23 protein-coding genes and 1 tRNA gene are annotated in these 26,707 nt (G+C 73.3%); 9 read left to right on the top strand and 15 right to left on the bottom strand.

Annotation, left to right across the window (positions count from 1 at the left end; all coding sequences use genetic code 11):
- Positions 1-59 precede the first annotated feature (59 nt).
- The 8 genes from BM064_RS18540 to BM064_RS18505 all read right to left on the bottom strand — a co-directional run bounded on the left by BM064_RS18540 (position 60) and on the right by BM064_RS18505 (position 8,404).
- A complete protein-coding gene (locus BM064_RS18540; RefSeq protein WP_177236321.1) occupies positions 60-938 on the bottom strand; it encodes an alpha/beta fold hydrolase in 879 nt (292 codons plus the stop codon).
- Between the two features lie 148 nt (positions 939-1,086).
- The gene (locus BM064_RS18535; RefSeq protein ID WP_092862062.1) at positions 1,087-2,031 is read right to left on the bottom strand and encodes an AEC family transporter; all 945 of its coding nucleotides are present in this window, start codon (positions 2,029-2,031) and stop codon (positions 1,087-1,089) included.
- Between the two features lie 192 nt (positions 2,032-2,223).
- Positions 2,224-3,024 carry an MBL fold metallo-hydrolase gene (locus BM064_RS18530; RefSeq protein WP_092862060.1) on the bottom strand — a complete coding sequence of 267 codons (801 nt, stop codon included), beginning with the start codon at positions 3,022-3,024 and terminating at the stop codon, positions 2,224-2,226.
- Between the two features lie 2 nt (positions 3,025-3,026).
- Positions 3,027-3,839 (bottom strand): TatD family hydrolase, encoded by an 813-nt coding sequence (locus tag BM064_RS18525; protein WP_245779208.1) that lies wholly within the window; start codon positions 3,837-3,839, stop codon positions 3,027-3,029.
- A gap of 23 nt (positions 3,840-3,862) precedes the next feature.
- Positions 3,863-5,071, bottom strand: coding sequence for a DNA polymerase III subunit delta' (locus BM064_RS18520; RefSeq protein WP_092862056.1), 1,209 nt, complete (start codon positions 5,069-5,071; stop codon positions 3,863-3,865).
- Positions 5,072-5,081: 10 nt separating this feature from the next.
- Complete coding sequence (gene tmk, locus BM064_RS18515) at positions 5,082-5,756, bottom strand: dTMP kinase (protein WP_092862054.1); 675 nt, start codon at positions 5,754-5,756, stop codon at positions 5,082-5,084.
- A 132-nt stretch (positions 5,757-5,888) separates the two neighbouring features.
- A complete protein-coding gene (locus BM064_RS18510; RefSeq protein ID WP_092862052.1) occupies positions 5,889-7,097 on the bottom strand; it encodes a D-alanyl-D-alanine carboxypeptidase family protein in 1,209 nt (402 codons plus the stop codon).
- On the bottom strand, positions 7,094-8,404 hold the full coding sequence (locus BM064_RS18505) for a hypothetical protein (RefSeq protein ID WP_092862050.1): 1,311 nt from the start codon (positions 8,402-8,404) through the stop codon (positions 7,094-7,096). The genes BM064_RS18510 and BM064_RS18505 overlap by 4 nt, the downstream gene beginning before the upstream one ends.
- Before the next feature lie 371 nt (positions 8,405-8,775).
- On the opposite strand from BM064_RS18505, the gene BM064_RS18495 reads away from it, so the two are divergent.
- Positions 8,776-8,862: transfer RNA gene (locus BM064_RS18495), tRNA-Ser, on the top strand.
- 100 nt (positions 8,863-8,962) lie between these two features.
- On the opposite strand, the gene BM064_RS18490 is transcribed toward BM064_RS18495, so the two are convergent.
- Positions 8,963-10,045 carry a TRAP transporter substrate-binding protein gene (locus BM064_RS18490; protein ID WP_092862046.1) on the bottom strand — a complete coding sequence of 361 codons (1,083 nt, stop codon included), beginning with the start codon at positions 10,043-10,045 and terminating at the stop codon, positions 8,963-8,965.
- Positions 10,046-10,359: 314 nt separating this feature from the next.
- Between BM064_RS18490 and BM064_RS18485 the strand changes: the two genes are divergently transcribed.
- Entirely contained in the window at positions 10,360-11,442 is a 1,083-nt protein-coding gene (locus tag BM064_RS18485) for a cache domain-containing protein (protein ID WP_143103379.1), read from the top strand.
- A gap of 14 nt (positions 11,443-11,456) precedes the next feature.
- Here the strand turns inward: BM064_RS18485 and BM064_RS18480 are convergent, their stop codons facing one another.
- From BM064_RS18480 to BM064_RS18470, 3 genes are all read right to left on the bottom strand, one after another.
- Complete coding sequence (locus BM064_RS18480) at positions 11,457-13,430, bottom strand: glycosyltransferase family 2 protein (protein ID WP_092862042.1); 1,974 nt, start codon at positions 13,428-13,430, stop codon at positions 11,457-11,459.
- 9 nt (positions 13,431-13,439) lie between these two features.
- A complete protein-coding gene (locus BM064_RS18475) occupies positions 13,440-14,633 on the bottom strand; it encodes an HlyD family secretion protein (RefSeq protein ID WP_092862040.1) in 1,194 nt (397 codons plus the stop codon).
- 178 nt (positions 14,634-14,811) lie between these two features.
- Positions 14,812-15,798, bottom strand: coding sequence for an AraC family transcriptional regulator (locus BM064_RS18470; protein ID WP_092862038.1), 987 nt, complete (start codon positions 15,796-15,798; stop codon positions 14,812-14,814).
- 152 nt (positions 15,799-15,950) lie between these two features.
- On the opposite strand from BM064_RS18470, the gene BM064_RS18465 reads away from it, so the two are divergent.
- From BM064_RS18465 to denD, 4 genes are all read left to right on the top strand, one after another.
- Positions 15,951-16,778, top strand: coding sequence for an SDR family oxidoreductase (locus BM064_RS18465; RefSeq protein WP_092862036.1), 828 nt, complete (start codon positions 15,951-15,953; stop codon positions 16,776-16,778).
- A gap of 179 nt (positions 16,779-16,957) precedes the next feature.
- Entirely contained in the window at positions 16,958-17,896 is a 939-nt protein-coding gene (locus BM064_RS18460; RefSeq protein WP_092862034.1) for an ABC transporter ATP-binding protein, read from the top strand.
- Entirely contained in the window at positions 17,893-18,654 is a 762-nt protein-coding gene (locus BM064_RS18455) for an ABC transporter permease (RefSeq protein ID WP_092862032.1), read from the top strand. The genes BM064_RS18460 and BM064_RS18455 overlap by 4 nt, the downstream gene beginning before the upstream one ends.
- Before the next feature lie 100 nt (positions 18,655-18,754).
- Complete coding sequence (gene denD / locus BM064_RS18450; protein WP_092862030.1) at positions 18,755-19,729, top strand: D-erythronate dehydrogenase; 975 nt, start codon at positions 18,755-18,757, stop codon at positions 19,727-19,729.
- A gap of 76 nt (positions 19,730-19,805) precedes the next feature.
- Here the strand turns inward: denD and choV are convergent, their stop codons facing one another.
- The 3 genes from choV to choX all read right to left on the bottom strand — a co-directional run bounded on the left by choV (position 19,806) and on the right by choX (position 22,939).
- The gene (gene choV, locus BM064_RS18445) at positions 19,806-20,840 is read right to left on the bottom strand and encodes a choline ABC transporter ATP-binding protein (RefSeq protein ID WP_092862028.1); all 1,035 of its coding nucleotides are present in this window, start codon (positions 20,838-20,840) and stop codon (positions 19,806-19,808) included.
- Positions 20,841-20,851: 11 nt separating this feature from the next.
- Positions 20,852-21,688 (bottom strand): choline ABC transporter permease subunit, encoded by an 837-nt coding sequence (choW, locus tag BM064_RS18440; protein WP_092862026.1) that lies wholly within the window; start codon positions 21,686-21,688, stop codon positions 20,852-20,854.
- A 312-nt stretch (positions 21,689-22,000) separates the two neighbouring features.
- Positions 22,001-22,939, bottom strand: a complete 939-nt coding sequence (gene choX / locus BM064_RS18435; RefSeq protein ID WP_092862024.1) for a choline ABC transporter substrate-binding protein — start codon at positions 22,937-22,939, stop codon at positions 22,001-22,003.
- Positions 22,940-23,083: 144 nt separating this feature from the next.
- Here choX and betI point away from each other — a divergent pair, with 144 nt between their 5' ends.
- Genes betI through betB form a run of 3 tightly spaced genes read left to right on the top strand, consistent with a single transcriptional unit; the run spans position 23,084 to position 26,696 of the window.
- Positions 23,084-23,719 carry a transcriptional regulator BetI gene (gene betI / locus BM064_RS18430; RefSeq protein WP_092862022.1) on the top strand — a complete coding sequence of 212 codons (636 nt, stop codon included), beginning with the start codon at positions 23,084-23,086 and terminating at the stop codon, positions 23,717-23,719.
- Positions 23,716-25,233, top strand: a complete 1,518-nt coding sequence (gene betC / locus BM064_RS18425) for a choline-sulfatase (protein WP_092862020.1) — start codon at positions 23,716-23,718, stop codon at positions 25,231-25,233. The genes betI and betC overlap by 4 nt, the downstream gene beginning before the upstream one ends.
- A complete protein-coding gene (gene betB, locus BM064_RS18420; protein WP_092862271.1) occupies positions 25,233-26,696 on the top strand; it encodes a betaine-aldehyde dehydrogenase in 1,464 nt (487 codons plus the stop codon). Before betC ends, betB begins: the two co-directional genes overlap by 1 nt.
- Positions 26,697-26,707: the final 11 nt, after the last annotated feature.

Genomic DNA, 26,707 nt, shown 5'->3' with positions numbered 1-26,707 from the left:
GCGGGGATCCAATCCGCCCACCATACCGTTACAGGCCGAAACTTTCCACTCCTGGGGCGCTAATTTTCGGCAAGCCGTTCCACGCTGCGGCAGACCCGTTCGGGGTCGTCGTGGTGCGGCATGTGGCCGACGCCGGTCAGCAGCGTCAGCTCGCTCCGCGGGGCGAGCTCGGCCAGCGCCACGGAGTGGATCTGCGCCGAGACGATCTCGTCCGCGAGCCCATGCAGGATCTCCAGCGGCGGGACCAGGTCGGGATAGGCCCGCGACTGCACCGCGAGCGCGCCGTCCAGCCGCTCGATGTCCTCGGTGTTGTTGCGGAAGGTCTCCGGGCGCAGCACCAGCTCGGGCTGGAGGTGGTCGAGGTAGCCCTCCGGCGGCTGCTGGGGGCGGAAGATGCGGGCGGCGGCCGAGGCCCCGCCGTCGCGCTCGGCCATCAGCCGGAAGACGCCGGCGCCGACCCAGGCCGCGGCCTTCGAGGTCTTGAGCCCGGTCAGCCAGTCGTCGCCGTCCGACCAGGGCATGGTGGCGCCCGAGATCACCACCGCCCCGCGGATCCCGGGGTCCTGCAGCGCCCAGGCCGTGGCCACCGCCCCGCCCCAGGAATGGCCCAGGACCACCGGGCGCGCGACCCCGAGGCGCGCCGCGGCCTCGCGCAGGACCGCGGTCTGCACGGCGGGGCGCCAGCCCTCGCGCGCGGGGCGTTCGGACCAGCCGAGGCCGGGGCGGTCGAAGGCGATCGCGCGCAGGCCGGCGCCGGCCAGCCGCGGCGCGAGGTCGAAGGTCATGTCGTTGAGATTGCCCGTGGCGCCGTGGACCAGCACCACCGGCACGCCGTCGGGCGGCCCCATCTCGACGTAGTGGACGCGCAGGCCCTGCGCCTCGACGAACCGGCCGACGGGGGGATTCTGCGCCTCGATGCGCGACGGCGAAGGGATCACGGCGCATCCTGCGGCGAGGGGGACGAGCGCGGCGGTTCCGCCCAGCAGGACGGCGCGGCGGGTGGGAGGGCGGGGAGCGTGGGACATGCAGGGTGATACGCGGCCCGAGGCGATCCGGTTTCCCCACCGCGCGGCATCGCGCCCTGCCCTACGGCGCCGTGACGTGCAGCAGCGCCAGCCAGCCCGAGGCGGTGACCACCGAGAACATCGTCGCCAGCAGCACCGTCGCCGCCGCGACCCCGGTCGCGCGCTGGTACATCACCGCGAAGAGATAGGCGTTGATCCCCGGCGGCATCGCCGCGGTGACGACCGCAGAGCGCAGGAACCGGTCCTCGATCCCGAAGCCGTAGTGGCCGGCGAGGAAGGCGATCAGCGGGTGCAGCAGGAGCGACAGGGCGGCGGCGAAGGCGGCCTCGCCGATCCCGTCCTGCAGGCGGTAGCGCGTCATCGCGCCGCCCAGCGCGAAGAGCGCCACGGGGATGCCGCCGCGGCCGAGCGTCTGCACCCCCTCGAACACCGGGTCGGGCAGCGGCAGGCCGGTCAGGTTCACCGCCATGCCGATGGCGATGCCGATGGTCAGCGAGTTGCGGAACATCATCCGCGCCGTGGCTTTGGCGGTCGCGGCCGCCGAGCGTCCGTCGGCCCGCGCGAACTCCATCGCCACGATGCCCACGAAGTAGATGAAGGGCGCGTGGATCGACAGGATCGCGAAGTTGGCCGACAGCGCCTCGGTCCCGTAGGCGCGCTCGGTCACCGGGATGCCGAGGAGGAGGGAGTTGGAGAAGAGGGCGCAGAAGGCGACGGCCACGGCCTCGCCGGGGCGGCGCCCGAAGATCCTGCGCGCGCCCAGGTAGCCGACGCCGAAGGCGACCAGCCCGCCGCCGTAGAAGGAGATCAGCGGCCCGGCCTTGAAGTTGTCGGCGAGGTCCAGCCGCGCCACGCCCGAGAACAACAGGCAGGGGATGGCGATCCCGGTGCAGAACTTCAGCAGGACGTCGACGTCCCCGTCCTTCAGCAGCCCCAGGCGGGAGGCGATGTAGCCCAGCCCCACGATGACGAAGACGGGCAGGACGATCAGCAGGATGTCGAGCATCAGGCGGGGACTTTCGAGCGCAGGAACCGCCCCCGGCGCGCGGCGCCCCGGGCTTGACCCGGGGCCTCCAGCGGCCGGCCGGGCGCGGCGGAAGGAAGGACGCGCCCCGCCCCTCCCGCGCGGCGCGGGCGGGTCGGGGGAGAGGGGCGGAGGGCGGCCGGGGACTTGCGCGGGGGGCGCGGAGGGGCGGCCTCAGACCGCAAAGGACAGGACCATGCCGTCGTAGGCGGGGTCGACGTTGTCGGGCGTCTCGGTCTGCATCCGCTCGTAGTCGAGGTCGACATGCATGTTGGTCAGCACGCCCCGGCGCACGCCCGAGCGCGCGATCCAGCCCAGCGTCTGCTCGAGGTGGGAGTGGGTCGGATGGGGCGTGTAGCGCAGGGCGTCGACCACCCAGGTGTCGGCGCCCGCGATCTCGGTCCAGGCCTCGTCGGACATGGCGGAGACGTCGGGGAGGTAGGCGAGCGGGCCCATCCGGAAGCCCAGCGCGTCGATCGCGCCGTGGCGGACCTTGAAGGGCCGGAACACGATGTCGCCGCCGTCGCCCCAGATCGTGGTGGGCCCGTCGATGGTCTTGAGGTTCAGGATCGGCGGATAGGGCGAGCCCTCGGGCTGCACGAAGGCGTAGCCGAAGCGGGAGATCAGGCTCTCCTGCGTCTCGGGATTGGCCCAGACCGGCAGGCGCTTGCGGCGGTTGAAGACGATCATCCGCAGGTCGTCGAGCCCGTGGATGTGGTCGGCGTGCTCGTGGGTGTAGATCACCCCGTCGAGCAGGCCGATCCCCGCGTCCAGCAGCTGCTGGCGCATGTCGGGGCCGGTGTCGATGAGGACGCGGGTGATGCCCTGCCCGGGCTCCTCCCGCTCGACCAGCATCGCGCAGCGGCGGCGGCGGTTCCTGGGGTTTCTGGGATCGCAGGCGCCCCAGACGTCGCCCAGGCGCGGCACGCCCCCGGACGAGCCGCAGCCCAGGATGGTGAAGCGCAGCTCGGCCATGCTCAGGCGGCCTTCAGGTGCTGCTGGGACCAGGCGGCCGCCTTGGCGAACAGGCGGTCGAAGTTCGCCGTGGTGGCCTTCGCGAAGTCCTCGGTCGAGAGGCCGAAGACCTCGGCCCCCACCTGCGCGGTCATCGCGGTGTAGGCGGGTTCGTTGCGCTTGCCGCGTTTCGGCTTGGGCGCGAGGTAGGGGCTGTCGGTCTCGACCAGGATCCGCTCGAGCGGCGCGGCGGCGAAGATGTCGCGCAGCTCCTGCGACTTGGGGAAGGTCGCGATGCCGGACATGGAGAGGTAAAAGCCCAGGCCCAGCATCTCCTCGGCGAGTTTCGCGGAGGAGGAGAAGCAGTGCATCACGCACTCGAACTTCCCGGCCGCGTGCTCCTCCGAGAGGATCCGCGCCATGTCCTCGTCCGCGTCGCGGCTGTGGATGATCAGCGGCAGGCCGGTGCGCCGCGCCGCCTCGCAGTGCAGGCGCAGGCTTTCCTGCTGCACGTCCTTCGTCTCGGCGGAGTAGTGATAGTCGAGCCCGGTCTCCCCGATGCCGACCATCTTGGGATGGCGGGCGATCGCCTCCAGCGCCTCGACGGTGGGGACCGGCTCCTCGTGGACGTGGAGCGGGTGCAGGCCGCAGGCGTAGAGGACCGGGGCGTGCGCCTCGGCGAGCGCGCGCACCTTGGGCTCGGCGGCGAGCGTGGTGGCGATGGAGACCATCCGCGTCACCCCGGCGGCGACGGCGCGGGCGATCACGTCGTCAAGCTCGCCCTCGAAGGTGGGGAAGTCCAGGTGGCAATGGCTGTCGACGAGCGCGGGGGGCAAACGGCGGGCTCCGGGAATGTCTCTCAGGCGGGCGGAGGGCCCTCGAGCGCGGCGGCCCGGCGGGCGCAGGCGTCCAGCGCGGAGAAGGTATCGAGGATGATCCGGTCGGGGTCAAGGTTGACGGCGCGCGCGCGGGCGGCGCGCGCGGGAATGTCCTGCGCCGCCTCCGCCCAGACCCGCGCCTGGCCGGGATGGGCCGAGAGGCGCGCGGCGAGCGCGGCCTCCCCCGGCGCGGCTTCGGGCGACATCGGCCGCCCGGCGCCGGCTCGGGCCATGCGGGCGAGCAGCAGCTCGACCAGCCGCAGCGAGGCGTCGAGCCGCGGAGCGTTGTCGCGCCCCGAGACGGTGGCGGCCCAGTCGTGGAACTCCGCCCGGTCCATGCCCGGCGCGCCGGAGGCCATGCGCACCAGCCGCGCATAGAGCTTCGGCCCGCCCTCGGCCGCGAGCCTCAGCGCTTCGCCCGCCGAGCCGCCCGAAAGCGCGTGCAGCGCCTCGGCGGAGGCGTCGAGCGCGGGCGCCTCCTCCCCCTCCGCCTCCATCGCCTGGGTCACGGCGGCGGAGAGGTCGGGGGGCGAAAGCGGGCGCAGCAGCAGCGTGCGGCAGCGCGAGCGGATGGTGGGCAGGATCCGCGAGGGCTGGTGGCAGACCAGCAGGAACATCGAGCGGACCGGCGGCTCCTCGATCAGCTTGAGGAGCGCGTTGGCGGACTGGGCGTTCATCTCGTCCACGCAGTCCACCACCGCGATGCGCCAGCCGCCGTCGGCGGCGGTGGTGGCGAAGAGCTCGCGCAGGCCGCGGGCGTCCTCGGCCGAGATCTGGGTCTTCAGCCGCTTGGCCTTGTCGTCCCAGGGCCGGCGCAGCAGGCGCAGGCGGCCCTCCGACAGCGCCAGAACCCGGCGGAACACCGGATCCTCGGGGGCCATGTCGAGGCTCTCGGGCGGGCCGGGCTCGGCGGGGGCTTCGCCGAACAGCCCGCCCCCCTGCCCGGGCGCCGGCGCCGCCAGCATCGCGCGCGCCATGCGCCAGGCGAGCGTCGCCTTGCCCACGCCGCGGGGCCCGGTCAGCATCCAGGCGTGGTGCATGCGCCCCGCGCCCCAGGCTTCGAGGAAGGCCTGCTCGGCGGCGTCCTGGCCGAAGAGCCGCCGGGTCGCGCGCGGATGCGGCGCGCCCTCGACGCGGTCGGGCTCGGGGGGCGGGGGCTCGTTCTCGGGGACGTAGGGGCTGCGGGCCATGGGGGGCGTTCTAGGCCGCCGCGAGCCGTTCCGCCAGCGCCGCGCGGACGCGGGCGAAGACGGCGTCGGGCTCGCCGCCGGCGTCGATCACCCGGCAGCGGTCGGGGAAGCGTTCAGCCAGCGCCCGGAAGCGGGCGCGCACCTGGCGGTGGAAGTCGAGGCCCAGGCTCTCGAAGCGCAGCTCCTCGCCGCCGCGGGCGACGCCGCGGGCGAGGCCGACCTCGGGGTCGATGTCGAAGATCAGGGTCAGGTCCGGCTCGATGCCGATCACCAGCGCGTGCAGGGCGTCGGCCATGGCGAGGTCGGGCGCCGGCAGCGGGCCGGCGGCGGCGACGTCGCGCGCCGCGCCCTGGTAGACGCGGGTCGAGTCGGCGAAGCGGTCGCACAGCACCACCGCCCCGCGGGCGAGCGCGGGCAGGATCGTGCGCTCGACATGATCGCGGCGGGCGGCGTTGAACAGCAGCAGCTCCGAGACCGGGGACCAGCGCCCCGGCTCCCCTTCCAGCACCAGGCGGCGGATCTCCTCCGCGCCGGGGGCGCCGCCGGGCTCGCGGGTCACCACCACGTCGCGGCCCTCGGCGCGCAGCGCCTCGGCGAGGCGGCGGAGCTGGGTCGACTTGCCCGCCCCGTCGCCGCCCTCGAAGCTGACGAAGAGCCCGCGCGCAGCGCCCCTGCCCGCGCTCATGCGCCCCGGCCCGACAGGCGCGCGCCGGGCCCGCGCCGGGCCCGTCCGCGGCCGGCGAGCGGCCGGAGGCCCCGGGTCAGGCCCGGGACGTCCCCGGGGCGAGACGCGCGGCAGGTCGGCACGCCGGGGCGCTCAGCCGCCGGCATTCGCGGCGTCCGGCGCGGCCTCGGGCGTCTCGCCATCGCCCATCACCGCGACCATCGCCTTGCGCGCCATCAGGCCGGCGGCGGCCTGCAGGCGGGTCAGGTAGCCGCCCTTCGGCACGTCCTCGGCGGCGACCACGGGGATGGTGATGGCGGGGATCTCGGGCGCCTCGACCACCAGCTCGGCCACCTTCTGGCCCCGGGTCACCGGCGCCTCCAGCGGCCCCTGGTAGCGCAGCGTGGCCGAGAGCGCGTCGGCCGAGGCGAAGGGGATGGTGGCGAGCGCGTCCTCCTCCACCGTCAGGCGCACCGTGGACTTGGCGCCCAGCCAGACCTCGGCCGCGCCCAGGTCCTGGCCGGCGCTGTAGAGGGTGATGTTGCGGAACTCGCGGAAGGCCCAGTTCACGATCCGCTCGCTCTCCTGCGCGCGGGCCGCGGTGCTGTCGAGCCCGCCGATCATGAACACCACCCGCCGGTCGTCCTGCACCGCCGAGCCGACGAGACCGTAGCCCGCCTCCTCGGTATGGCCGGTCTTCAGCCCGTCGGCGCCGAGGTTGGCGTAGAGCAGCGGGTTGCGGTTGCGCTGGGCCACCCCGTTCCACTCGAAATCCGTCTCGGCGAAATACCGGTAGAACTCGGGGTGCTCCTTGATCATCCGCTGGGCGAGGTAGACCAGGTCCCGCGGGGTCATGACGTTGTCGGGATGCGGCCAGCCGGTGGCGTTGCCGAAGCTGGAGTGCATGCCCAGCTCGCGCGCGCGGTCGGTCATGCGGCGGGCGAAAGCCTCCTCGGAGCCCGCCAGCCCCTCGGCCAGCACGATGCAGGCGTCGTTGCCCGAGAGCACGATGACGCCGCGGATCAGGTCCTCGATCGAGACGCGCTCGCCGACCTTCACGAACATCTTCGAGCCGCCCATGCGCCAGGCCTTCTCGGAGACGAGGAACTCGTCCGAGAGGCTCAGCCGCCCTTCCTCCAGCGCCTCGAAGACCATGGTCAGGGTCATCAGCTTGAGCATCGAGGCGGGGGGGGTGGGCTGGTCGGGGTTCTTCGACAGCAGCACGGCGCCGGTGGCCATGTCGATCACCAGACCCTCGCGGGCGGCGATGTCGAGCTCGGCGGCGTCGAGGCGCGGGGCGAGGCCGAGGGCCATCGCCAGCGAAAGCGCCGCAAGGGCGCGAAGACCGGAACGGCGGGTCATGCGGGGTCGGTTCCTCCGGCTTGCGGGGCGGGGGCGGCCGCGACGGGGCGCGAGGGCGGCCGCGGGCTGACTTGGGGCGCGCCGCCGCCCGGGGAGGCCGCGGGCCTCGCCGCGGGCGCGGGCAGGAGCAGGGCCGCGCGCGGGGCGGCGGGGCGCAGGCCGGCCGCGGCCGCGCGCTCAGGGGCGGCGCTGGGCGCGGGGACGGGGGCGTCGCTGCGGCCGGGGGCTGCGGAGACGGGCCGGGCCGGCGGCGCGCCGGCCGCGAGCGGGGCCACGGGCCCGTCCGGCGGCGGGGGCGCCGCGTCCGGCGCGGCGCTCGGCGCCGGCTGCGGCCCGCCTGCGGGCTGCAGCAGCGGACGCTGCGCGGCGGCAGCGGCGACGGTCTCGGGCGCGGTCGGCGCGGCGGCGGCGGTCTCGGGCGCCGTCGGCGCGGCGGCGGCCTCCCGGGCCGCGGAGGCGGGGGCGACATCGGCTCCGGCTGCGGCTTCGGCTTCGGCGGACGCGGCGAGGGTCTCGACACGCGCCCCGGCGGCGGCGGCGGAGGACGGCCCGGCGGCGGCCTCCCTGCTCGGCGTCGCGTCGGCCGCGACGGGCGGTCCGCCCTGCCCCGGCGCCGGGTCGGCCGCCGCGGTCTCCGCCGTCGATGCGGCCGCGTCGCGGGCCGGCGGCTCGCCGCTCATCGCCGCCGTCGCGGTCGCGGAGCCGTCTGCGGAGGCGTCACCCTTCGCGGTCCCGGCGGCATCGCCGGCGGTCTCGTCCTGCGGGGTCTCGGCGACGTCGGCGGCGCGATCCTTCGCGGGGTCGGCGGCCGCGACCGCGGCGCGGTCGGCGTCCGCCGCAGGCGCCCCGGGCTCGCGGGCGGGCGCGGCGGCGACGGCGGCCGGCGCGTCGCGCACCGTCAGGCGCGCGGGCGCGCCGGCCTCCATCCCCAGCGCCTCCGCCGCCTCGGCCGAGACCAGGAACCCGGGCGCGCGGCCCGGCTCGGTCAGCGGCAGCAGGCGCAGGCGGGCGCGGCGGCCGTCCTCGGTCTCCACCTCCACCTCGCGCGGGGCGCCGGCCTCGGGATGGGCGATCCAGGCGCCGCCGAAGGTGGGCCCGCCGGCCCAGACCCCGACGCCTTCGAGCGTCGCGGACGGCGCCCCGACGGAGGCGTCCGCCGACGTCTCGCCCGGCGCCGGCGCCGGCGGCGTCGCCTCCTGTCCCTGGGCCGCGGCGGCGCAGAGGCAGAGCGCGGCCGCCATCGCCGCGCGCAGGGCGGGCGCCGTGGCGATCCGGCCGGGGGCGACGATCAGGCGCTTCGACCGCATGGCGAACTCTCCGGGATCTCGGGCGCGCTCCGCCCGACCGCGCCGAGGCTACAGGAGCCCCGCGCCCGAGGAAACAGCCTGCGACGCCGCCCTCCCCGTTCCGTGACGCCGCTCCCTGGACGCGCACGCGCGGAGCGGCCGCCAGGTCCCGGCCGGACCGGGGATGGAGCGGTCGAATGCGCCGGCCGCGCAAGCCGCGCCTCGGCCGCTTCGAGATTGAACGCGCCGCCCGCTTTGCGCGGGAGGCGGCGACACGCGCGACGATCCTGCAGGCGGAGGCCGGGCGCCGAGGCGGCCGGGCCGGGCGGCCGACGACGTGCGGGCTTGCGCAGCGGGTCCCGGATGGGTCAGAACCGGCCCGCGCCGCGCTGGGGTGAGTGGCCGAGCGGTCGAAGGCATCCGTCTTGAAAACGGACGAACCCGGGAGGGTTCCGCGGGTTCGAATCCCGCCTCACCCGCGCGCTGGCCGCCAGGGTCCTTCCCTGCGCCGGGCTCTGCGTGCGGGGCCGGGGGGGGGAGCGACGCCAGCGCAGGGCCGGCGTCGCCCCGGCGCCGGGGTCAGATCCCGAGGACGCGGTTGCGCTGGCGCACGAAGGTGCCCTCGAAGGCGCTCATCATGCCGCCGCTCTTGCGCAGGAACGCCTGGTAGCTGTCGTCGATCCGCGCGGCGATCTCGGAATGTTCGCGCAGCTCGGCGAAGGCCTCGGTCGAGGCTTCCCCGAAGGCGTCCCAGAGCTCGTCGTTGAACTCGCGGACCTCGACGCCATGCTCGTTGACCAGCTTCGAGAGGTAGTCGCCGTTCAGCGCCACCAGCTCCTCGTAGGAGTTGGCGTTCTCCTCCAGGCAGGCGGCGCGGATGACGTCCTTCTCCCACTGGCTCAGCGTGCCGTACCACGAGGTGTTCATGCCCAGGCAGGCGGCCGTGCCCGGCTCGTGCATGCCGCCGGTGTAGTAGTAGCGCGCGGCCTCGTAGAACTTCATGAAATAGTCGTTGTAGGGCCCGATCCACTCCGTCGCCTCGATCGTGCCCGAGGCGAGGTTCTCGTAGATCTGGCCGCCCGGAAGCGCGACCGTCGAGACGCCGAGCTTCGACATCACCACGCCGCCGAGGCCCGGGATGCGCATCTTCAGGCCCTTGAGGTCGTCGGGGGAGTTGATCTCCTTCTTGAACCAGCCGCCGGCCTGGGTGCCGGTGTTGGAGCACAGCTCGGTCTTCACGCCGAAGGAGCCGGCGAGCTCGTCCCACAGCTCCTGGCCGCCGCCGTATTTCACCCAGGCGTTCAGCTCGGAGGCGACCATGCCGAAGGGCACCGTCGAGAAATAGACGTAGGCCGGGTGCTTGCCGGTGAAGTAGTAGTCGGAGGCCACATAGGCCTGGCTGTTGCCCGAGGCGACCTCGTCGAGCACGTCGAAGGCGCCGACGCGCTCGCCTGCGGCGAAATAGGTCGTCTGGATCTGGCCGTTCGAGAGGTCGGTGATCCGCTTCACCAGCCGCTGCACCGAGATGCCGATGCCCGGGAAGTCCCGGGGATAGGCGGAGACGATGATCATCTCCTTGCGGGCCTGGGCGATGGCCGGCGCGGCCAGGGCGCCGCCGACGCCGACGGCCGCAGCCCCGCTCAGGAATGTCCTGCGCTTCATGGTCGTTCCTCCCTTGGGATCGGCCGGCGCTTTTCCCGCCCGGCCTCTTTGATTCGTTCGCATACGTTATCATCAACGCCGCATGCGGGACTCGTCGGGAGGCGGCCGGCGCTCCGGGGAGAGCGCGCCGACGCCCGGCCCGCACGGCAGGGGCGCCGCCCTGCCCCGCCCCAGCGCAGGCCGGCGTCGAGGGGAGGCGTCCCGGCGACAGGCGATGTCGCGACGCGGCGCGCGGGCGGGCGGGCGGGGGGGTTCCTATGAAGTTCATGAGCGCTATGCACGGTCGGGTCAGTGCCTCAAGGAGCGATTCCCCCATGCCCTCAGCCACTTTGCGTCCCAGCCTGCTGGTCCAGTTCCTGATCTTCGCCCTCGCCGTCGCGGCGGCCGTCGGCGCGGGGCTGGCGGTTGCGTCGCGCGACTCCACCGCGCGCTTCGAGCGCGACGTGCTCGAGGAGATCACCCTCCAGCGCGCCAACGCCGTGGGCCGGATCTTCCTGCGCGCGATCCACGCCGACTGGCGCGACGTCGCCGCGCTGGCGCCCAGCGTCTCGCCGGCCGATGGGCGCGCGGCGCGCTCGGCGCTCGACATGGTGGTGGGCGACGGGGAGCGGATCTCCTGGGCCGGCATCGCCGCGCTGGACGGGAGCGTGACGGCGGCCTCCTTCGGGATGCTCGAAGGCGCCTCCGTCGCCGGCCGTCCCTGGTTCGACGCGGGCCTGCGCGGCCCCTTCGCCGGCGACGTGCACGAGGCGAAGCTGCTCGCCAGCCTGCTGCCCGCGGGGCCCGACGGCGCGCCGCCGCGGTTCCTCGACCTCGCCGCCCCGATCCAGGACGCCGAGGGGCGGTCGGTCGGCGTGGTCGGCTTCCACGTCAACCACGCCTGGGCGCAGGCCTACCTCGCCGAGACCGCCGCCGCGGTGGGGATCGAGGCGGCGATCGTCGACCGACAGGGCGTGGTTGTGGTCGGCCCGCCCGCGATGCAGGGCGAGCGGATCGACCTCGCCTCAATGCGCGCGGCGAGCGTGGGGGCGCAGTCGGCGGTGGTCGAGACCTGGCCCGACGGGGTCGCCTCGCTGTCCTCGGTGACGCCGTCGATCAGCTACCGCGACCTGCCCTCCTTCGGGTGGAGCCTGGTGGCGCGCATCGACCCTGCGCTGCTGGCCGAGCAGCGCCAGGGCGCGCTGCGGCGCATCGATCTGGCGCTGGCGGCCGCGGGGGTCCTGATCGTGCTCGCCGCCGGGATCTTCGCCCTGGTGCTGATCCGCCCTTTCGACCGCCTGGCCCGCTCGGCCGAGGCGATCGCGGACGGCGGCGACGTCTATCCCGAGGAATCCCGGCGCACCTCGGAGCTGGCGCGCTTCTCCTACGCGATCAGCCGCCTCTCCTCGCGCCGGTAGGCGGCGCGGCCGGCCTAGCGCTTCAGTCCCAGCAGGCGCGAGCAGAAGTCCCCCGCGAGGCCCAGCAGCCGGGTGCGGGTGGCGCCGGGCGCCTCGCCGGTGGTGTAGAAGCGGCGCAGCAGCGCCTCGCGCTGCTCGGCCGTCGGCTCGAGACGCAGGCGCACCCCGTCGCCCGAGGTCGCGCGCACCACTCCCGCCAGCGCGCCCGCGTCGGGGATGTGGAGCACCACCGGCGTGCCGGGCGGGGGCTGGCGGCCGCGCACGCGGGCGGCCTCCGAGGTCAGCTCGGCCAGCCACACGCGGTGCTGGACGCCCTCGACCTCGAGCGTCGCGCGCTCCGGCCCGTCGGCGACGTGGCGCTCGGCGCGGGGCAGCTCGATGCACACCAGCAGCGTCAGCGCCAGCACCAGCATGTTGTAGACCGTCCAGAACAGGATCACGGTCTTGCCGTCGCCGGCCTCGCCGAAGGCGAAGCGGGGCGAGACGATGCCCGCGACCAGCCCCAGGACGGTCAGCCCCAGCAGGATCAGGAACGGGCGCATCAACGCCCACTGCACCACGATCTTGTCGCGGTCGCCGCCCTTGGCGGTGACCTTGAACGGATGGCCGTGGGGCTGGATCAGGCCGGTGAAGGCCGCCCGCGCGATGGGGATCGCGCCCAGCATCTGGCTGACGTCGTTGACCAGCGGCACCACCAGCCCGCGCGAGACCACGTTCAGCGCCAGCAGCACCCAGACGAAATAGACCCCGAAGAAGCTGACGACCTCGGGCACCGAGGCGTCCACGACGGTGATCCCGAAGAACCAGTAGAGCAGCGGGTAGGTCAGCGCCGCCAGGCGGAAGGTGTAGGTGGTGGTCCAGTAGAGGACCGAGTCCATCACCGACCAGCGGTCCATCCAGCGCAGGCTGTTGCGCGACAGCGGCCCCAGCTCCCCCCGCGCGATCTGCATCAGGCCCAGGCACCAGCGGGCGCGCTGGGTGACGTATTCCTTCAGCCCCTCGGGCGCGAGCCCCTCGGTCAGCGGCTCGTTGAGGTAGACCGTCCGCCAGCCGGCGTTCTGCATGGTCAGGGTGACCAGGAAGTCCTCGGTGATCGAGCCGGTGTGGAAGCCGCCGATCGCCTCCAGCGCCTCCCAGCGCATGATCGAGGAGGTGCCGCAGCAGAAGGCGATCCCCCAGGCGTCGCGGGCGGGCTGGAGGTGGTCGAAGAAGAACCGCTGCTCGTCGGGGTAGGAGCGCGAGAGGCCCAGGTTGTGCTGGATCGGGTCGGGGTTGAAGAAATGCTGCGGCGTCTGCACCAGCCCCACGTCGGGTTCGTGGAACAGCGCCAGCGTGCGCGAGAGGAACCCCTGGTGGGGCACGAAGTCGGCGTCGAGCACCGCCACGTAGTCCGGCGGCCCCTCGGCCCGAAGCAGGTCGAGCCCGTGGTTGATGTTGCCCGCCTTGGCGTGGCTGTTGTCGGGGCGGGTGACGTGGCGCACGCCCAGCTCCCGGCAGAACTCGCCCAGCCACTCGCGCCGGCCGTCGTCGAGGATCAGGATGTCCTTGTTGGGATGGCGCAGCGCCTTGGCGCCGACGATGGTGCGCTCGAGCACCTCGCGGCTCTCGTTGTAGGTGGCGATCATGATCGCCACCCGCGGCGGGGGGGCGGCGCCCCACCAGCCGGCGTGTCGGGTCGCCTCCTCGTGCCGGGCCCTGGTGCGGCTGAGGATGGTGAAGGCCGAGAGCGAGGACAGGATCGCCCCCGCCTCGATGGCGAAGAAGCTCCAGCTCGCCAGGCAGTCCCAGGTCAGGCCGAAGGGGGCCAGCGTCTCGGTCGCCCGCCACCAGCCGTAGCGGATCGCCAGCAGGCCGGAGATCGCGAAGATCACCGCGCGGTGGGCGGTGCGGCGGCGGTCGGCGAACTCCGCCGCCAGCAGCCCGATCCCCACCACCAGCGCGACCTGCACCCAGGCCGACTGAAGCTCGCTCAGGCGCAGCGCGTCCATGGCGCGGCCTCAGTCGAAGAGCCGGCGCAGGCCGTCGAGGGGCCGCGTCTCGAAGAACACCCTCCCCGTGCGCCCGACCGCGCAGCCCATCTCGTCGTCGTCCACCAGGCCGGGCGCCTGCAGCGCCACGTCGTAGCGCTCCAGATGCCGCTGGGAGGGGGCGACGGCCAGGTTCTGGTAGATCGTCGCCGCCCCCGAGCCCGCCAGCCGCAGCACCGTGCCCGCGAAGACCCGGTCCGAGCCCGAGGGCCGGAACTCGGCCGCGTCGCCGATGGCCAGCGTGTTGTAGACCGACTCCGCCACCGACAGCGTCACGATGGTCGAGGCGCAGTCCACCAGCCGCATCACGTCCTGGCCGCGCTGCACCCGCTCGCCGTCGGCGGCGAGCATCGACCACACCCGCCCGCGGGCGTTGGCGTTCAGGTCGGCGGTGCGCAGGTCGTTCACCCGCCGCCGCTCGGCGTCCACGCGCGCCTCGATGGCCGCGATCCGGCTGCGTTCGCCCGCGAGCTGGGCGTTGAGCAGGCGCATCTGCACCGAGAGCTCGGAGATCCGCTGCTCGGAATAGGGGGCGTCGTTGTAGCCCTCGCCCAGGAACACGCCGCGGCGGGCGGAGGAGAGCTCGATCTGCGCCACCTCGATGTCGGCCTGCGCGGCCTCGAGCTGGCGCTCGGCCACGCGCGCGGCGGCGCGGTAGCGGTCGAAGTTGGCGGCGGTCTCGATGCCGCGCGACTGCAGCTCGGTCGAGCGGGAGAGCGCGCCGCGCGCCTCCTCCAGCGTCGCCTCCAGGGCGCGGGCCTGGGCGTGACGCTGCTCGAGCTGCGCCTCGAGCTGGCGCTGGCGGCGCACGCCGTAGTCGCGCGCGCGGGTCTCCAGCGCGGCGATCGCCTCCTCATGGGCGGCGATCTCGGCGGTCAGCCGGTCGATCTCGGACTGGGCGACGGCGCGCTCGAGCACCAGGTCGTCGAGGCGCACGGTGTCGGCGCGCGGATCGGAGAGCGAGCCCAGCGGCTCCCCCTGCTCGACGAAGGTGCCCAGTTCGCGCCGGGCGAGCGTCAGGTCGCCCGCGATGGGGGCGCGCACCGTGGTCAGCCGGGCGTTGAGCACCGCATCGGCGCTGGCGCCCGCAAGCTGCTCCCCCAGGATGACCCATAGCGCCCCAAGGGCGATCACGAAGCCACCGACGACCCTTATCCACTTCATGCAACGCTCCATTTCAAGCACGCCACCGCGTTCACGCATACAACGACTCGGCGAACCGTTATGCCCCGAAACGGAGCGACGGCTTCCAGCGTTCGGAACCGTCGCCGTAGGGTGACAATGCGCGAGGGGCCCGGGGCGCGGTCGGGCGGGGCCGGCCGGGGCGGCGCCCTGCTCCCGCTCAGCCGGCCGCGGCGGCGCGGCGGCGGAGCTGTCCGGGCGGCTCCTGGAACAGACGGCGGTAGGCGCGGCTGAACGCGGCCTCGGAGCGGTAGCCGAGGTCTGCCGCGATCGCGGCGACCGGGGCCCGCGTCTCTTGCAGCGCGCGCCGGGCGAGGCGCATCCGCCAGGCGACCACGTACTGCATCGCCGGCATCCCGGCGAGCGCGGTGAACCGCGCCGCGAAGCTCGAGCGCGACATCCCCGCCACGCCGGCCAGCGCCTCGACGGTCCACGGTCGCGCGGGATCGCGGTGGACCGCCAGCAGCGCCCGCCCGATCTGCGGATCGCGCGCCGCGCGCAGCCAGCCGTGTCCGGCCGCCTCGTCCGAGGTCAGCCAGCGCCGGATCGCCTCGATCATCACCACGTCGGCGAGGCGCGTGACCACCGTCTCGCCGCCCGGGCGCAGCTCGCGCGCCTCGCGGGCGATGAACTGCAGCGTGCCCTGCAGCCAGCCGCCGGCGTCCTCCTCCCACGGGTCGATGCGCAGGACGTCGGGCAGCAGCGCGGTCAGCATCCCGGCCGCGGCGTGGTCGATCCGCGCGAGCCCGTACATCAGGCTGGTCTCCGCCCCGCCGCCGCCGAACTCCAGCGTCTCGTAGAGCTCGGAGACCTTGCGCACCGGCAGCGCCTCGAGCGTGCGCAGCGGCTGGGCGGGGTCGCTGCGGAAGCCGATGGGGGCGAAGTTGGTGACCAGCACCAGGTCGCCCGGCCCCGCCTCGAAGGGCTCGGCGTCGCCGACGGTCAGCCAGCAGCGCCCGCCCACGACCACCACGAAGCTCAGCAGGTCCGGGAAGCCGGGCACCGCCACCCCCCAGGGCGCGGTCATCCGCGCCTGGCAGTAGAAGGCGCCGGTCAGCTTCAGCAGGTGCAGGATCTCGCCCAGCGGATCGCCCAGCGGCCGGGCCAGCGCGTCGGGGTCGGGAACGTGGGGCGTGGGCCGGTCCATGGCCCGAGGGTGGCGCCCGCCGCGCGGCGCGTCCAGCGGTTGCGGACGAACGGGCAAGAGATGCGGACGCGCGGGACTGGGGCGTCCACGCCGGACGGGCCATGTGCAGGCCCTCGCCACGCCCGCCCCGGGCCCGCCCAAGGAGATCCCCCATGACCGACCGCCCCATCCTCGTCGTCGGCGCCACCGGCAAGACCGGCTCGCGCGTGGCCGCAGGCCTCGCCGCCCGCGGCCGCGCCGTGCGCCCCGGCGCCCGCAGCGCCGCGCTGCCCTTCGACTGGACCCGGCCCGGGACCTGGGCCCCCGCGCTGGAGGGCGTCGAGGCGGCCTATGTCGCCTATCACCCCGACATCGCCGTTCCCGGCGCGGTCGAGACGGTCGCGGCCTTCGTCGAGCAGGCCCGCCGCTCGGGCCTCGGGCGGCTGGTGCTGCTGACCGGGCGGGGCGAGCGCCACGCCCGCCGCGCGGAGGAGATCGCGCAGGCCTCGGGCCTGGGCGTCACGGTGCTGCGCGCGGCCTGGTTCGCGCAGAACTTCTCGGAGGGCGAGCTCGCCGATCCGGTGCGCGCGGGCGTGCTGCCGATGCCCGGCGGCGACGTGCGCGAGCCGATCCTGGACATCGACGACCTGGCCGAGATCGCGGTCGAGGCGCTGCTGGATCCCCGTCACGCGGGCGAGCTCTACGAGCTGACCGGGCCGCGGCTGATGACCTTCGACGAGATGGCCGCCGACATCGCCGCCGCCGCCGGGCGCCCGGTGCAGCGCCTGTCGCTGTCCTTCGACGCGTTCCACGACGAGGTCGCCCGCGCCCATGGCGGGGCCCTCGCCGAGGTGGTGACGGCGGTGGCGCGCGAGACGCTCGACGGGCGCAACGCCTGGCTGGGCGACGGCGTGCAGCGGGCGCTGGGCCGGGCGCCGCGCGATTTCGCCGACTTCGCCCGCGCCGCCGCCGAGGCCGGCGCCTGGCGCGTGGCCGCCTGAGGCCGCAGGGGTCGGGGCGGGGGCTCCGGGCGGGGCCGCGCAAGGGACGGCGTCCGCGGCCGGGCCCCCGCCCGGCGTCGCCTGCGCGCCGCTCCGCCCTTTCCCCGGCCGCCGCGGTGGACTATGTGCGGAGCCCCGCCGACGCCCGCCCCCCCCAGGACGACCTCCGGAGCTCTCCCTTGACCTCGCAAGACCGCCCGATCGTCTCCATCCGCGACGTGCGCAAGACCTATGCCACAGGCTTCCAGGCGCTGAAGGGCGTCGACCTCGAGATCGCGCGCGGCGAGGTGCTGGCGCTGCTGGGGCCCAACGGCGCCGGCAAGACCACGCTGATCTCGCTGATCTGCGGCATGGCCCGGCTCGAGGAGGGGATCATCGAGGTCGGCGGCCACGACGTGGTGCGCGATTACCGCGCCGCCCGCCGCATGATCGGCCTGGTCCCCCAGGAGCTGGCGCTGGAGCCGTTCTCGAAGGTCCGCGACAGCGTCGCCTATTCCCGCGGCCTGTTCGGCAAGCCCCGCGACGACGCGCGGGTGGAGGCGGTGCTGCGCTCGCTCTCGCTGTGGGAGAAGCGCGACGCCAAGATCAACGAGCTCTCGGGCGGCATGAAGCGCCGGGTGCTGATCGCCAAGGCGCTCGCCCACGACCCCGAGGTCCTGTTCCTCGACGAGCCCACCGCCGGCGTCGACGTCGAGCTGCGCAAGGGCATGTGGGACGTGATGCGCGAACTGCGCGCCCAGGGCGTGACGATCATCCTGACGACCCATTACATCGAGGAGGCCGAGGCGATGGCCGACCGGGTGGCGGTGATCTCGGGCGGGCGCATCCTGCTGATCGAGGAGACCGGCGCCCTGATGCGGCGCATGGGCTCCAAGCGCCTGACCATCGAGCTGCAGACCCCCGCCGGGGCGATCCCGCCGGCGCTGGAGCGCTACGACCTGACGCTGTCCGCGGACGGCATGTCCATCGACTACGCCTACGACCGCGCGGCGGAGCGCACGGGCATCGCCTCGCTGCTCCACGACCTGTCGCAGGCGGGGCTCAGGCTGCGCGACGTGCGCACCACGCAGGACAGCCTCGAGGACATCTTCGTCAACCTGGTGAAGGAAGACCCATGAACCTCGCCGCGATCCGCGCGATCTACGTCTCGGAGATGGCGCGCACCTTCCGCACCCTGCTGCAGAGCGTGGTCAGCCCGGTGATCTCGACCTCGCTCTATTTCGTGGTCTTCGGGGCGGCCATCGGCTCGCGCATCGACCAGGTGGAGGGGGTGGCCTACGGCGCCTTCATCGTGCCGGGCCTGATCATGCTGACGGTGCTGACCCAGAGCGTCACCAACGCCGCCTTCGGCATCTACTTCCCCAAGTTCGTCGGCACGATCTACGAGACGCTCTCCGCCCCGGTGTCGTTCTGGGAGGTGATGGTGGGCTACGTGGGCGCGGCGGCGACCAAGGCGATGATGATCGGGCTGATCATCTACGCGACCGCCAACCTGTTCGTGGACCTGCCCATCGCGCATCCCGGGCTCGCCTTCATGTTCCTCGCGCTGACCTGCATCAGCTTCTCGATGTTCGGCTTCATCATCGGGATCTGGGCGAAGAACTTCGAGCAGCTCCAGCTCGTGCCCCTGCTGGTGATCACGCCGCTGGTGTTCCTGGGGGGCAGCTTCTACTCGGTCTCGATGCTGCCGCCGGCCTGGCAGACGGTGACGCTGTTCAACCCGGTGCTCTACCTCGTCTCCGGCTTCCGCTGGGCGTTCTTCGAGACCTCGGACGTCGCGGTGGGGGCGAGCCTGGCGGCGATCGCGCTGTTCATGGCGGCGTGCCTGTTCGCGATCCGCACCATCTTCGCCACCGGCTGGCGCCTGCGCGACTGACGGGGCCCGTCCCCCGGCGCGGCGGGCGCGCGCGTCGGGCGTGGCGCGCCGCGCCCGACCGGCTATGATCGCCGCCGAAGAAGCAGGGAGGGAGAGGGCCATGGAGATCCTGGTCACCGGGGGCGCAGGCTTCCTGGGCGCGCGGCTCGTGGCGTCGCTGCTGGCGGCGAAGGACGCGCGCATGCCGGGGCTGCCGGCGTTCGATCGCATCGTCTCCCTCGACCTCTCCCCCTGCCCGATCCCCGACCCCCGGGTCGAGAGCCGGCTGGGCGGGGTCGAGGAGGCCGACGCCCTGGCCCAGGTCGTGGGCCCCCAGACCGGCGCCGTCTTCCACCTCGCCGCCGTGGTCAGCGGCCAGGCGGAGGCGGAGTTCGAGACCGGGATGCGGGTGAACCTCGACGGAACCCGCCGCCTGCTCGACGCCTGCCGGCTGCGGGCGGAGCGGCCGCTGTTCTTCTTCGCAAGCTCGCTGGCGGTGTTCGGCGCCGACTGCCCCCCGGTGGTGCCCGACGACCAGGTTCTGCGCCCCCGCTCCAGCTACGGGACCCAGAAGGCGATGGGCGAGCTGCTGGTCGCCGACGCCTCGCGACGGGGCTTCGTCGACGGGATCGTCGGCCGCCTGCCCACGGTGGTGGTGCGCCTGGGCCGGCCGAACGCCGCCGCCTCCTCCTTCGCGAGCTCCATCCTGCGCGAGCCGATGGCGGGGGAGCCCGCGGTCTGCCCCGTCGACCTCGACCTGCCGCTGTGGATCGGCTCGCCGGAGGCGACGCTGCGCAACATCGTGGCGCTGGCCTGCCTCGACCGCGCCCGGCTGGGAGACCGCATCGAGGTGAACCTGCCCGGCATCGAGACCACGCCGCGGGCGATGCTCGCCGCCCTCTCGGCGGCCTGCGGGCCGGAGGCGGCGTCGCTGGTCGCCCACCGCCCCGACCCCGCCATCGAGGCGATCGTGGCGAGCTGGCCCAGCCGTTTCGACACCGCGCGGGCCGAGTCCCTCGGCCTGCACGGCGACGCCGACGTCGCGGCGCTGGTCGCAGCCCACCAGCGCGCCATGGGCCTCGCCGCGCCGGTGTGACCGGGGCCGCGGAGGCGGGCGCAACGAAAACGGCCCCGGGGAGCGCCCGGGGCCGTCTCCATCGCCACGAGGGGGCTCAGGCGAGCGCCTTGACCACCTCCTCGGCGCGGATGATGCCCAGGTCCTCGCCGCCGTGGCCGCGGACCCAGAGCGTGGGGCTCTCGGCCAGCATCTCCAGCACCTCGCGCACGGGGGTGTCGGGGCCGACGATCCCGCAGCCCTCCGGCGCCCAGCCGGGCTGGGCCACGTCCGAGGCGCGCAGCACGCCCAGCGGGTTCATGTGGGCCACGAAGTCCTCGACATAGGCGTCGGCCGGCTCGCGGATGATCTGCTGGGGGGTGCCGCACTGCACGATGCGCCCGCCCTCCATGATCGCGATCCGGTCGCCGATCTTGAACGCCTCGTCGAGGTCGTGGCTGACGAAGATGATCGTGCGCTTGAGGTTGCGCTGCAGCTCCAGCAGCTCGTCCTGGAGCCGGGTGCGGATCAGCGGATCGAGCGCCGAGAACGGCTCGTCCATCAGCAGGATCGGCGCCTCGGTCGCGAAGGCGCGGGCGAGGCCGACCCGCTGCTGCATCCCGCCCGAGAGCTCGCCGACCTTGCGCTCGGCCCAGTCGGTCAGGCCCACCAGCTCGAGCTGGGCGCGGGCCCTGGCCTCGCGCTCCTTGTCCGACATGCCGGCGAGTTCGAGCCCGAGGCCCACGTTGTCGACCACGTTGCGCCAGGGCAGCAGGCCGAACTGCTGGAAGACCATGGCCACCCGGCTCAGCCGGATCCGGCGCAGGGTCTTCGCGTCGCAGTTGGAGACGTCGGTCATCCCCTCGCCGTCGTTGACCAGCACCCGGCCGCGGCAGACCGGGTTCAGGCCGTTGACGGCGCGCAGGAGCGTCGACTTGCCCGAGCCCGACAGGCCCATCAGCACCAGGATCTCGCCCTCGCCGACCTCGAGGCTGCAGTCGTGCACGCCCAGCACCTGGCCGGTGCTCTCCTGGATCTCGGCGCGGGTCTGGCCGCGGTCCATCAGGGGCAGCGCGCTCTGCGGATCGCCGCCGAAGACGATGTTCACCGCCTCGAATGTCACCGCCGCGGGGCGGGTTTTCTGCGTGGTCATGCCCTGCCCCCTCACTTGCGCTGCCCGAGCCGCAGCATGCGGTCGAGCATGATCGCCACCACGACGATGATGAAGCCGCTCTCGAAGCCCAGCGCGGTGTTGACCTGGTTGAGCGCGCGCACCACCGGCACGCCGAGCCCGTCGGCGCCGACCAGCGCCGCCACGACGACCATGGACAGCGACAGCATGATGGTCTGGTTCAGCCCCGCCATGATCTGCGGCAGGGCGTAGGGCAGCTCCACCTTCCACAGCTTCTGCGTGCCGGTGGCGCCGAAGGCCTCCGCCGCCTCGAGCAGGGCTTTCGGCGTCGAGGAGACGCCCAGGTAGGTCAGCCGGATCGGCGCCGGCACCACGAAGATCACCGTGGCGATCAGGCCGGGCACCATGCCGATGCCGAAGAACACGATGGCCGGGATCAGGTAGACGAAGGTCGGCAGCGTCTGCATCAGGTCCAGCACCGGCTGCATCCAGGCGTAGAGCCGGGGCCGGTGCGCCGCCGCGATGCCGATGGGAACCCCCACCGCCATGCACACGATGCACGAGGAGACGACCAGCGACAGGGTCTCGGTCATCTCCTCCCAGTAGTCCTGGTTGAGGATGAACAGGAAGCCGATGAAGACCCCCAGGCACAGCTTCCACGAGCGCTGGACGAACCAGGTGAAGCCGACGAAGACGGCGATCACCAGGATGGCGGGCGGCTCCTGCAGGATCCACAGCAGCGCGTCGATCATCGCCGACATCAGGTCCGCCAGACCGTCGAAGAACCAGCCGCCGTGATCCTGCAGCCAGTCGAAGAAGCCGCCGGCCCATTTGCCCACGGGTATCTTGTAGTCGCTCAGCCAGTCCAAGCTGGTCCCCTCTTCCCTCGAAAAGAACTCCGGCGCGGGCCGGCCCTTCCCCTCCCCTCATAGCCCCTGCGGAGACGGGGAGGACAGCAGGGCGGCCGCGCGCGCCGGCCTTTCTCCAGCCCCACGGAGCGCTCCGCCGGGGGGCCGGGGCCTCTCCCCGGTCGCGTCGGGGGTGGGCGGGCGGGCCGCGCGGCCGGGGAGAGGCCCCGGGCGCGCGGCCCCGTCGTCGGGGCGAGCGGGTCGCCCTCCCCTCGCGGCGCCGCAGGGGGCGCCGCGCGTCTCAGGCGGGCCGCGCGGGCGCGCGGCCGGCGCTCACAGGCCCAGCGCGGCCTTCACCGCCGGCAGGCCCGGCTCGCCGTCCCTGGTGGTCACGCCCTCGAGCCACGGCTCGATCACCGAGGGGTTGGCCTTCAGCCAGGCGGCGGTCGCCTCGTCGGCCTCCTCGCCCTCGTCGAGGATCTTGCCCATGATCTCGTTCTCCATGGCGAGGGAGAACTTCATCTGCTGCAGGAGCTTGCCGACGTTGGGGCACTCCTCGACATAGCCCTTGCGGGTGGTGGTGTAGACCACGCCCTCGCCGCCGAAGAAGTCCTCGCCGCCCGGCAGGTACTTCAGCGAGAAGTTGGCGTTCATCGGGTGCGGCTCCCAGCCGAGGAACACCACCGGCTCCTCCTTCTTGTAGGCGCGCGCGACCATGGCGAGCATGCCCTGCTCGGAGCTCTCGACGATCTCGAAGTCCTTGAGGTCGAACTTGTTCTCTTCGGTCAGGCTCACGAGATAGGCGTTGCCCTCGTTGCCCGGCTCGATCCCGTAGATCTTGTTGTCGAGCCCCTCGGCGAACGTGTGGATGTCGCCGTAGGACTGCAGGCCCTGCTCCCACAGGTAGGTGGGCACGGCGAGCGTGTACTTGGTGCCCTCGAGGTTCACCGTGACCTGCTCGATCTCGCCGCTGTCGAGATAGGGCTGGATCGCGCCGTTCTGCGCCGGGATCCAGTTGCCCAGGAACACGTCGACGTCGTCGCTCTCGAGGCTGGCGAAGGTCACCGGCACCGAGAGCACCTTCACGTCCACGTCGTAGCCGAGCCCCGTCAGCACGTGCTTGGCGATCGAGGTGGTGGTGGTGATGTCGGTCCAGCCGACGTCCGAGAAGGTCACCTCGTCGCAGTTCGCCCGGGCGGCCAGCGGCGCGCCGGCGACCGCGGCCAGCGCCGCCACGGCGCACGCACGGGTCAGGAAGGAAGAGGTCTTCATTCGGCATCTCCTGTCGGGTCGGGACCCTCCGCCCGGCGGTCCCGATCAAGGAGCGCCACGCGGCGGGTTGCTTTTGATTGACGCCTCAATCAAAAAACAGATGAGGCCGGATGTAAACGGTTGTGTTCGGAAAAGGACCGCATCATGCCCCGCGTCGGAATGGAACCGCTGCGCCGCGAGTCGCTGATCCGCGCCACGATCGCAGAGATCGGGCGGGTCGGCTCGCTGGACGTGACGGTCGGCCGGATCGCGGCGCGCGCCGGGGTCTCGGCGGCGCTGGCGCATCACTATTTCGGGTCCAAGGACCAGATCTTCCTGGCCGCGATGCGCCATATCCTGCGGGAATTCGGGCATTCCGTGCGCCGGCGGCAGGCCGCGGCGCAGGGCCCGGCCGCGCGCATCCGCGCGGTGGTCGAGGCGTCCTTCTCCGACGAGCAGTTCGACCGGGAATGCGTCGCCTCCTGGCTCGCCTTCTACGTCCTCGCCCAGACCTCGCCCGAGGCCGCGCGGCTGCTGCGGGTCTATGCCCGGCGGCTCGATTCGAACCTGGTCCACGACCTGCGCCCCCTGGTCGGCGAGGCCCCGGCGAGGCGAATCGCCCAGGGAATCGCCTCGATGATCGACGGCCTCTACATCCGCTGCGCCCTGCAGGACCGGGCGCCCGACGCCGAGGAGGCCAAGCGCCTGACCCTCGACTATCTCGACGTGCATCTCGCCGCGGAGGGCGCAGGCCCGGCCGCCGACCCCCTCAGCGACCTCCGGAGGCTTCCCGCCGAATGACGTCCCGCCCCAACATCCTGATCCTGATGGTCGACCAGCTGAACGGGACCCTGTTCCCCGACGGCCCGGCGGAGTGGCTGCACGCCCCGAACCTCAAGGCGCTCGCCGCCCGCTCGGTGCGCTTCGCCAACGCCTACACCGGCTCGCCCCTCTGCGCGCCGGGGCGGGCGTCGTTCATGTCGGGCCAGCTGCCGCGCCGCACGCGGGTCTACGACAACGCGGCCGAGTTCGCCTCGTCCATCCCCACCTACGCCCACCACCTGCGCCGCGCGGGCTACGCGACCACGCTCTCGGGCAAGATGCACTTCGTGGGCCCCGATCAGCTGCACGGCTTCGAGGAGCGGCTGACCACCGACGTCTACCCCGCCGACTTCGGCTGGACGCCGGACTACCGCAAGCCGGGCGAGCGCATCGACTGGTGGTATCACAACATGGGCTCGGTGACGGGCTCGGGCGTGGCCGAGATCACCAACCAGCTCGAGTACGACGACGAGGTCGCCTATCACGCGGTGCGCAAGGTCTACGACCTCGGCCGGCGGCGCGACGAGCGGCCGTGGATGCTGACCGTCAGCTTCACCCACCCCCACGACCCCTACGTGGCGCGGCGCAAATACTGGGACCTCTACGAGGACTGCGGGCATCTCGCGCCGCCCATCCCCGCGATCCCCTACGCCGAGCAGGACGCGCATTCCAGGCGCCTCTTCGACGCCAACGACTGGCGCAAGTTCGACATCACCGGCGAGGACATCCGCCGCTCGCGCCGCGCCTATTTCGCCAACATCTCCTATCTCGACGACAAGATCGGCGAGATCCTGGAGGCGCTGCGGGGAACCCGGCAGGAGGAGGACACGATCGTCCTCTTCCTCTCCGACCACGGCGACATGCTCGGCGAGCGGGGCCTGTGGTTCAAGATGAGCTTCTTCGAGGGCTCGGCCCGCGTTCCCCTGATGATCGCGGCCCCGGGCCTCGCGCCGCGGCTGGAGGAGACGCCCGTCTCCACCATCGACGTCGCGCCCACGCTGGGCGCGCTGGCGGGGGTCGATATCTCCGAGATAGCGCCCTGGACCGACGGCGAAAATCTGGTCCCGCTGGCGAAGGGAGAGCCGCGCACGGCGCCGGTGCGGATCGAGTACGCGGCCGAGGGCTCCCAGGCGCCGCTCGTCTGCCTGCGCCAGGATCGCTGGAAATACATCCACTGCGAGCTGGACCCGCCGCAGCTGTTCGACCTGGCGTCGGACCCGCACGAGCTGAAGAACCTCGCCGACGATCCGGCCCACGCCGGGACCGCCGCGGCCTTCGCCGCCCGGGTCGCCGAGCTGTGGGACCTGCCCGCCTTCGACGCCGAGGTGCGCGAGAGCCAGGCCCGCCGCTGGGTCGTCTACGAGGCGCTGCGCAACGGCGCCTATTACCCCTGGGACTTCCAGCCCCTGCAGAAGGCCTCCGAGCGCTACATGCGCAACCACATGGACCTGAACGTGCTGGAGGACTCCCAGCGCTACCCGAGGGGCGAATGATGCGCGCGCAACCCACCGCCTCCCACTTCGTCGACGGGCGGTATCTGGAAGACGACGCGGGCCGCGAGATCCTGTGCGTCTACCCCGCCACCGGCGAGACCGTGGCGCGGCTGCACGCGGCGACTCCGGCGGTGATCGAGGCGGCGCTCGCCTCCGCCGCCCGGGCGCAGGTCGCGTGGGCCGCCCTGCCCGCCGCCGAGCGCGGCCGCGTCCTGCGCCGCGCCGCCGACCTGATCCGCGCCCGCAACCGCGAACTCTCGGAGCTGGAGACCCTCGACACCGGCAAGCCGTTCCAGGAGACGCTGGTCGCCGACGCATCCTCCGGCGCGGACAGCCTGGAGTTCTTCGGCGGCGTCATCGCGGGCCAGGGCGGCGAGAGCGCCCTGCTGGGCGGCGACTTCGCCTACACGCTGCGCGAGCCGCTGGGCGTGTGCGTGGGCATCGGCGCCTGGAACTACCCCACGCAGATCGCCTGCTGGAAGGCCGCCCCCGCGCTCGCCTGCGGCAACGCCATGGTCTTCAAGCCCTCCGAGACGACCCCCCTCTGCGCCCTCAAGGTCGCCGAGATCCTGGTCGAGGCCGGCGCCCCTCCCGGTCTTTTCAATGTGGTTCAGGGCTTTGGCGAGGTCGGCTCGTCCCTGATCGCAGATCCCCGCGTGGCGAAAGTGTCGCTGACCGGCTCGGTTCCGACCGGCGCGAAGGTCTACGGCGCCGCCGCCGCGGGGCTGAAGCACGCCACGCTGGAGCTGGGCGGAAAATCCCCGCTGATCGTCTTCGACGACGCCTCGCTGGAGGACGCGGTCGGCGGCGCGATGCTGGGGAACTTCTATTCCAGCGGGCAGATCTGCTCGAACGGCACCCGGGTCTTCGTGCAGGACGCCCTGCACGACCGCTTCCTCGAGCGGCTCGCCGAGCGCACCGCCGCCATCCGCCTGGGCGACCCGATGGACGAGGCGACCCAGATGGGCCCGCTGGTCTCCGCCGCCCAGCATGCGAAGGTGATGGACTTCATCGCGGCCGGCCGCGCCGAGGGCGCGCGCCTCGTGCACGGCGGCAAAGTCCCGGCGTTGCAGGGGCTTGAAGCCGGTTGTTACGTCGAACCCACGATCTTCGCCGACGTGACCGACGAGATGACCATCGCGCGGGAGGAGATCTTCGGCCCGGTCCTCTCGCTGCTCCGCTTCCACGAGGAGGAGGAGGCGATCTCGCGCGCCAACGCCACGCCCTACGGGCTCGCGGCGGGCGTGTTCACCGCCGATCTCGCCCGCGGGCACCGGGTGGCGCACGCGCTGCAGGCCGGGATCGTCTGGATCAACCAGTACAACCTGACCCCGGTCGAGATCCCGTTCGGGGGCGTGAAGGCCTCCGGCCTCGGGCGCGAGAACGCCCTGGCCGCATTGGAAAACTACTCCCAGCGCAAGACCGTCTACGTCGGGTTGAACCCGGTCGACGCGCCCTATTGAGGAGCCCGCCC

Source organism: Albimonas pacifica (assembly GCF_900113695.1).
GTDB classification, from domain to species: Bacteria; Pseudomonadota; Alphaproteobacteria; order Rhodobacterales; family Rhodobacteraceae; genus Albimonas; species Albimonas pacifica.
This window is presented reverse-complemented; position numbering and strand designations above follow the sequence as displayed.

Bases quoted from the DNA above. Each gene is read 5' to 3' on its own strand.
- choX (WP_092862024.1), bottom strand. From the start codon at position 22,939: ATGAAGACCTCTTCCTTCCTGACCCGTGCGTGCGCCGTGGCGGCGCTG.
- choV (WP_092862028.1), bottom strand. From the start codon at position 20,840: ATGACCACGCAGAAAACCCGCCCCGCGGCGGTGACATTCGAGGCGGTG.
- BM064_RS18520 (WP_092862056.1), bottom strand. From the start codon at position 5,071: ATGGCCCGCAGCCCCTACGTCCCCGAGAACGAGCCCCCGCCCCCCGAG.
- betI (WP_092862022.1), top strand. From the start codon at position 23,084: ATGCCCCGCGTCGGAATGGAACCGCTGCGCCGCGAGTCGCTGATCCGC.
- BM064_RS18480 (WP_092862042.1), bottom strand. From the start codon at position 13,430: ATGGACGCGCTGCGCCTGAGCGAGCTTCAGTCGGCCTGGGTGCAGGTC.
- BM064_RS18510 (WP_092862052.1), bottom strand. From the start codon at position 7,097: ATGACCCGCCGTTCCGGTCTTCGCGCCCTTGCGGCGCTTTCGCTGGCG.
- BM064_RS18465 (WP_092862036.1), top strand. From the start codon at position 15,951: ATGACCGACCGCCCCATCCTCGTCGTCGGCGCCACCGGCAAGACCGGC.
- betC (WP_092862020.1), top strand. From the start codon at position 23,716: ATGACGTCCCGCCCCAACATCCTGATCCTGATGGTCGACCAGCTGAAC.
- BM064_RS18485 (WP_143103379.1), top strand. From the start codon at position 10,360: ATGCCCTCAGCCACTTTGCGTCCCAGCCTGCTGGTCCAGTTCCTGATC.
- BM064_RS18535 (WP_092862062.1), bottom strand. From the start codon at position 2,031: ATGCTCGACATCCTGCTGATCGTCCTGCCCGTCTTCGTCATCGTGGGG.
- tmk (WP_092862054.1), bottom strand. From the start codon at position 5,756: ATGAGCGCGGGCAGGGGCGCTGCGCGCGGGCTCTTCGTCAGCTTCGAG.
- BM064_RS18470 (WP_092862038.1), bottom strand. From the start codon at position 15,798: ATGGACCGGCCCACGCCCCACGTTCCCGACCCCGACGCGCTGGCCCGG.
- BM064_RS18490 (WP_092862046.1), bottom strand. From the start codon at position 10,045: ATGAAGCGCAGGACATTCCTGAGCGGGGCTGCGGCCGTCGGCGTCGGC.
- BM064_RS18505 (WP_092862050.1), bottom strand. From the start codon at position 8,404: ATGCGGTCGAAGCGCCTGATCGTCGCCCCCGGCCGGATCGCCACGGCG.
- BM064_RS18455 (WP_092862032.1), top strand. From the start codon at position 17,893: ATGAACCTCGCCGCGATCCGCGCGATCTACGTCTCGGAGATGGCGCGC.
- denD (WP_092862030.1), top strand. From the start codon at position 18,755: ATGGAGATCCTGGTCACCGGGGGCGCAGGCTTCCTGGGCGCGCGGCTC.
- BM064_RS18475 (WP_092862040.1), bottom strand. From the start codon at position 14,633: ATGAAGTGGATAAGGGTCGTCGGTGGCTTCGTGATCGCCCTTGGGGCG.
- BM064_RS18530 (WP_092862060.1), bottom strand. From the start codon at position 3,024: ATGGCCGAGCTGCGCTTCACCATCCTGGGCTGCGGCTCGTCCGGGGGC.
- betB (WP_092862271.1), top strand. From the start codon at position 25,233: ATGCGCGCGCAACCCACCGCCTCCCACTTCGTCGACGGGCGGTATCTG.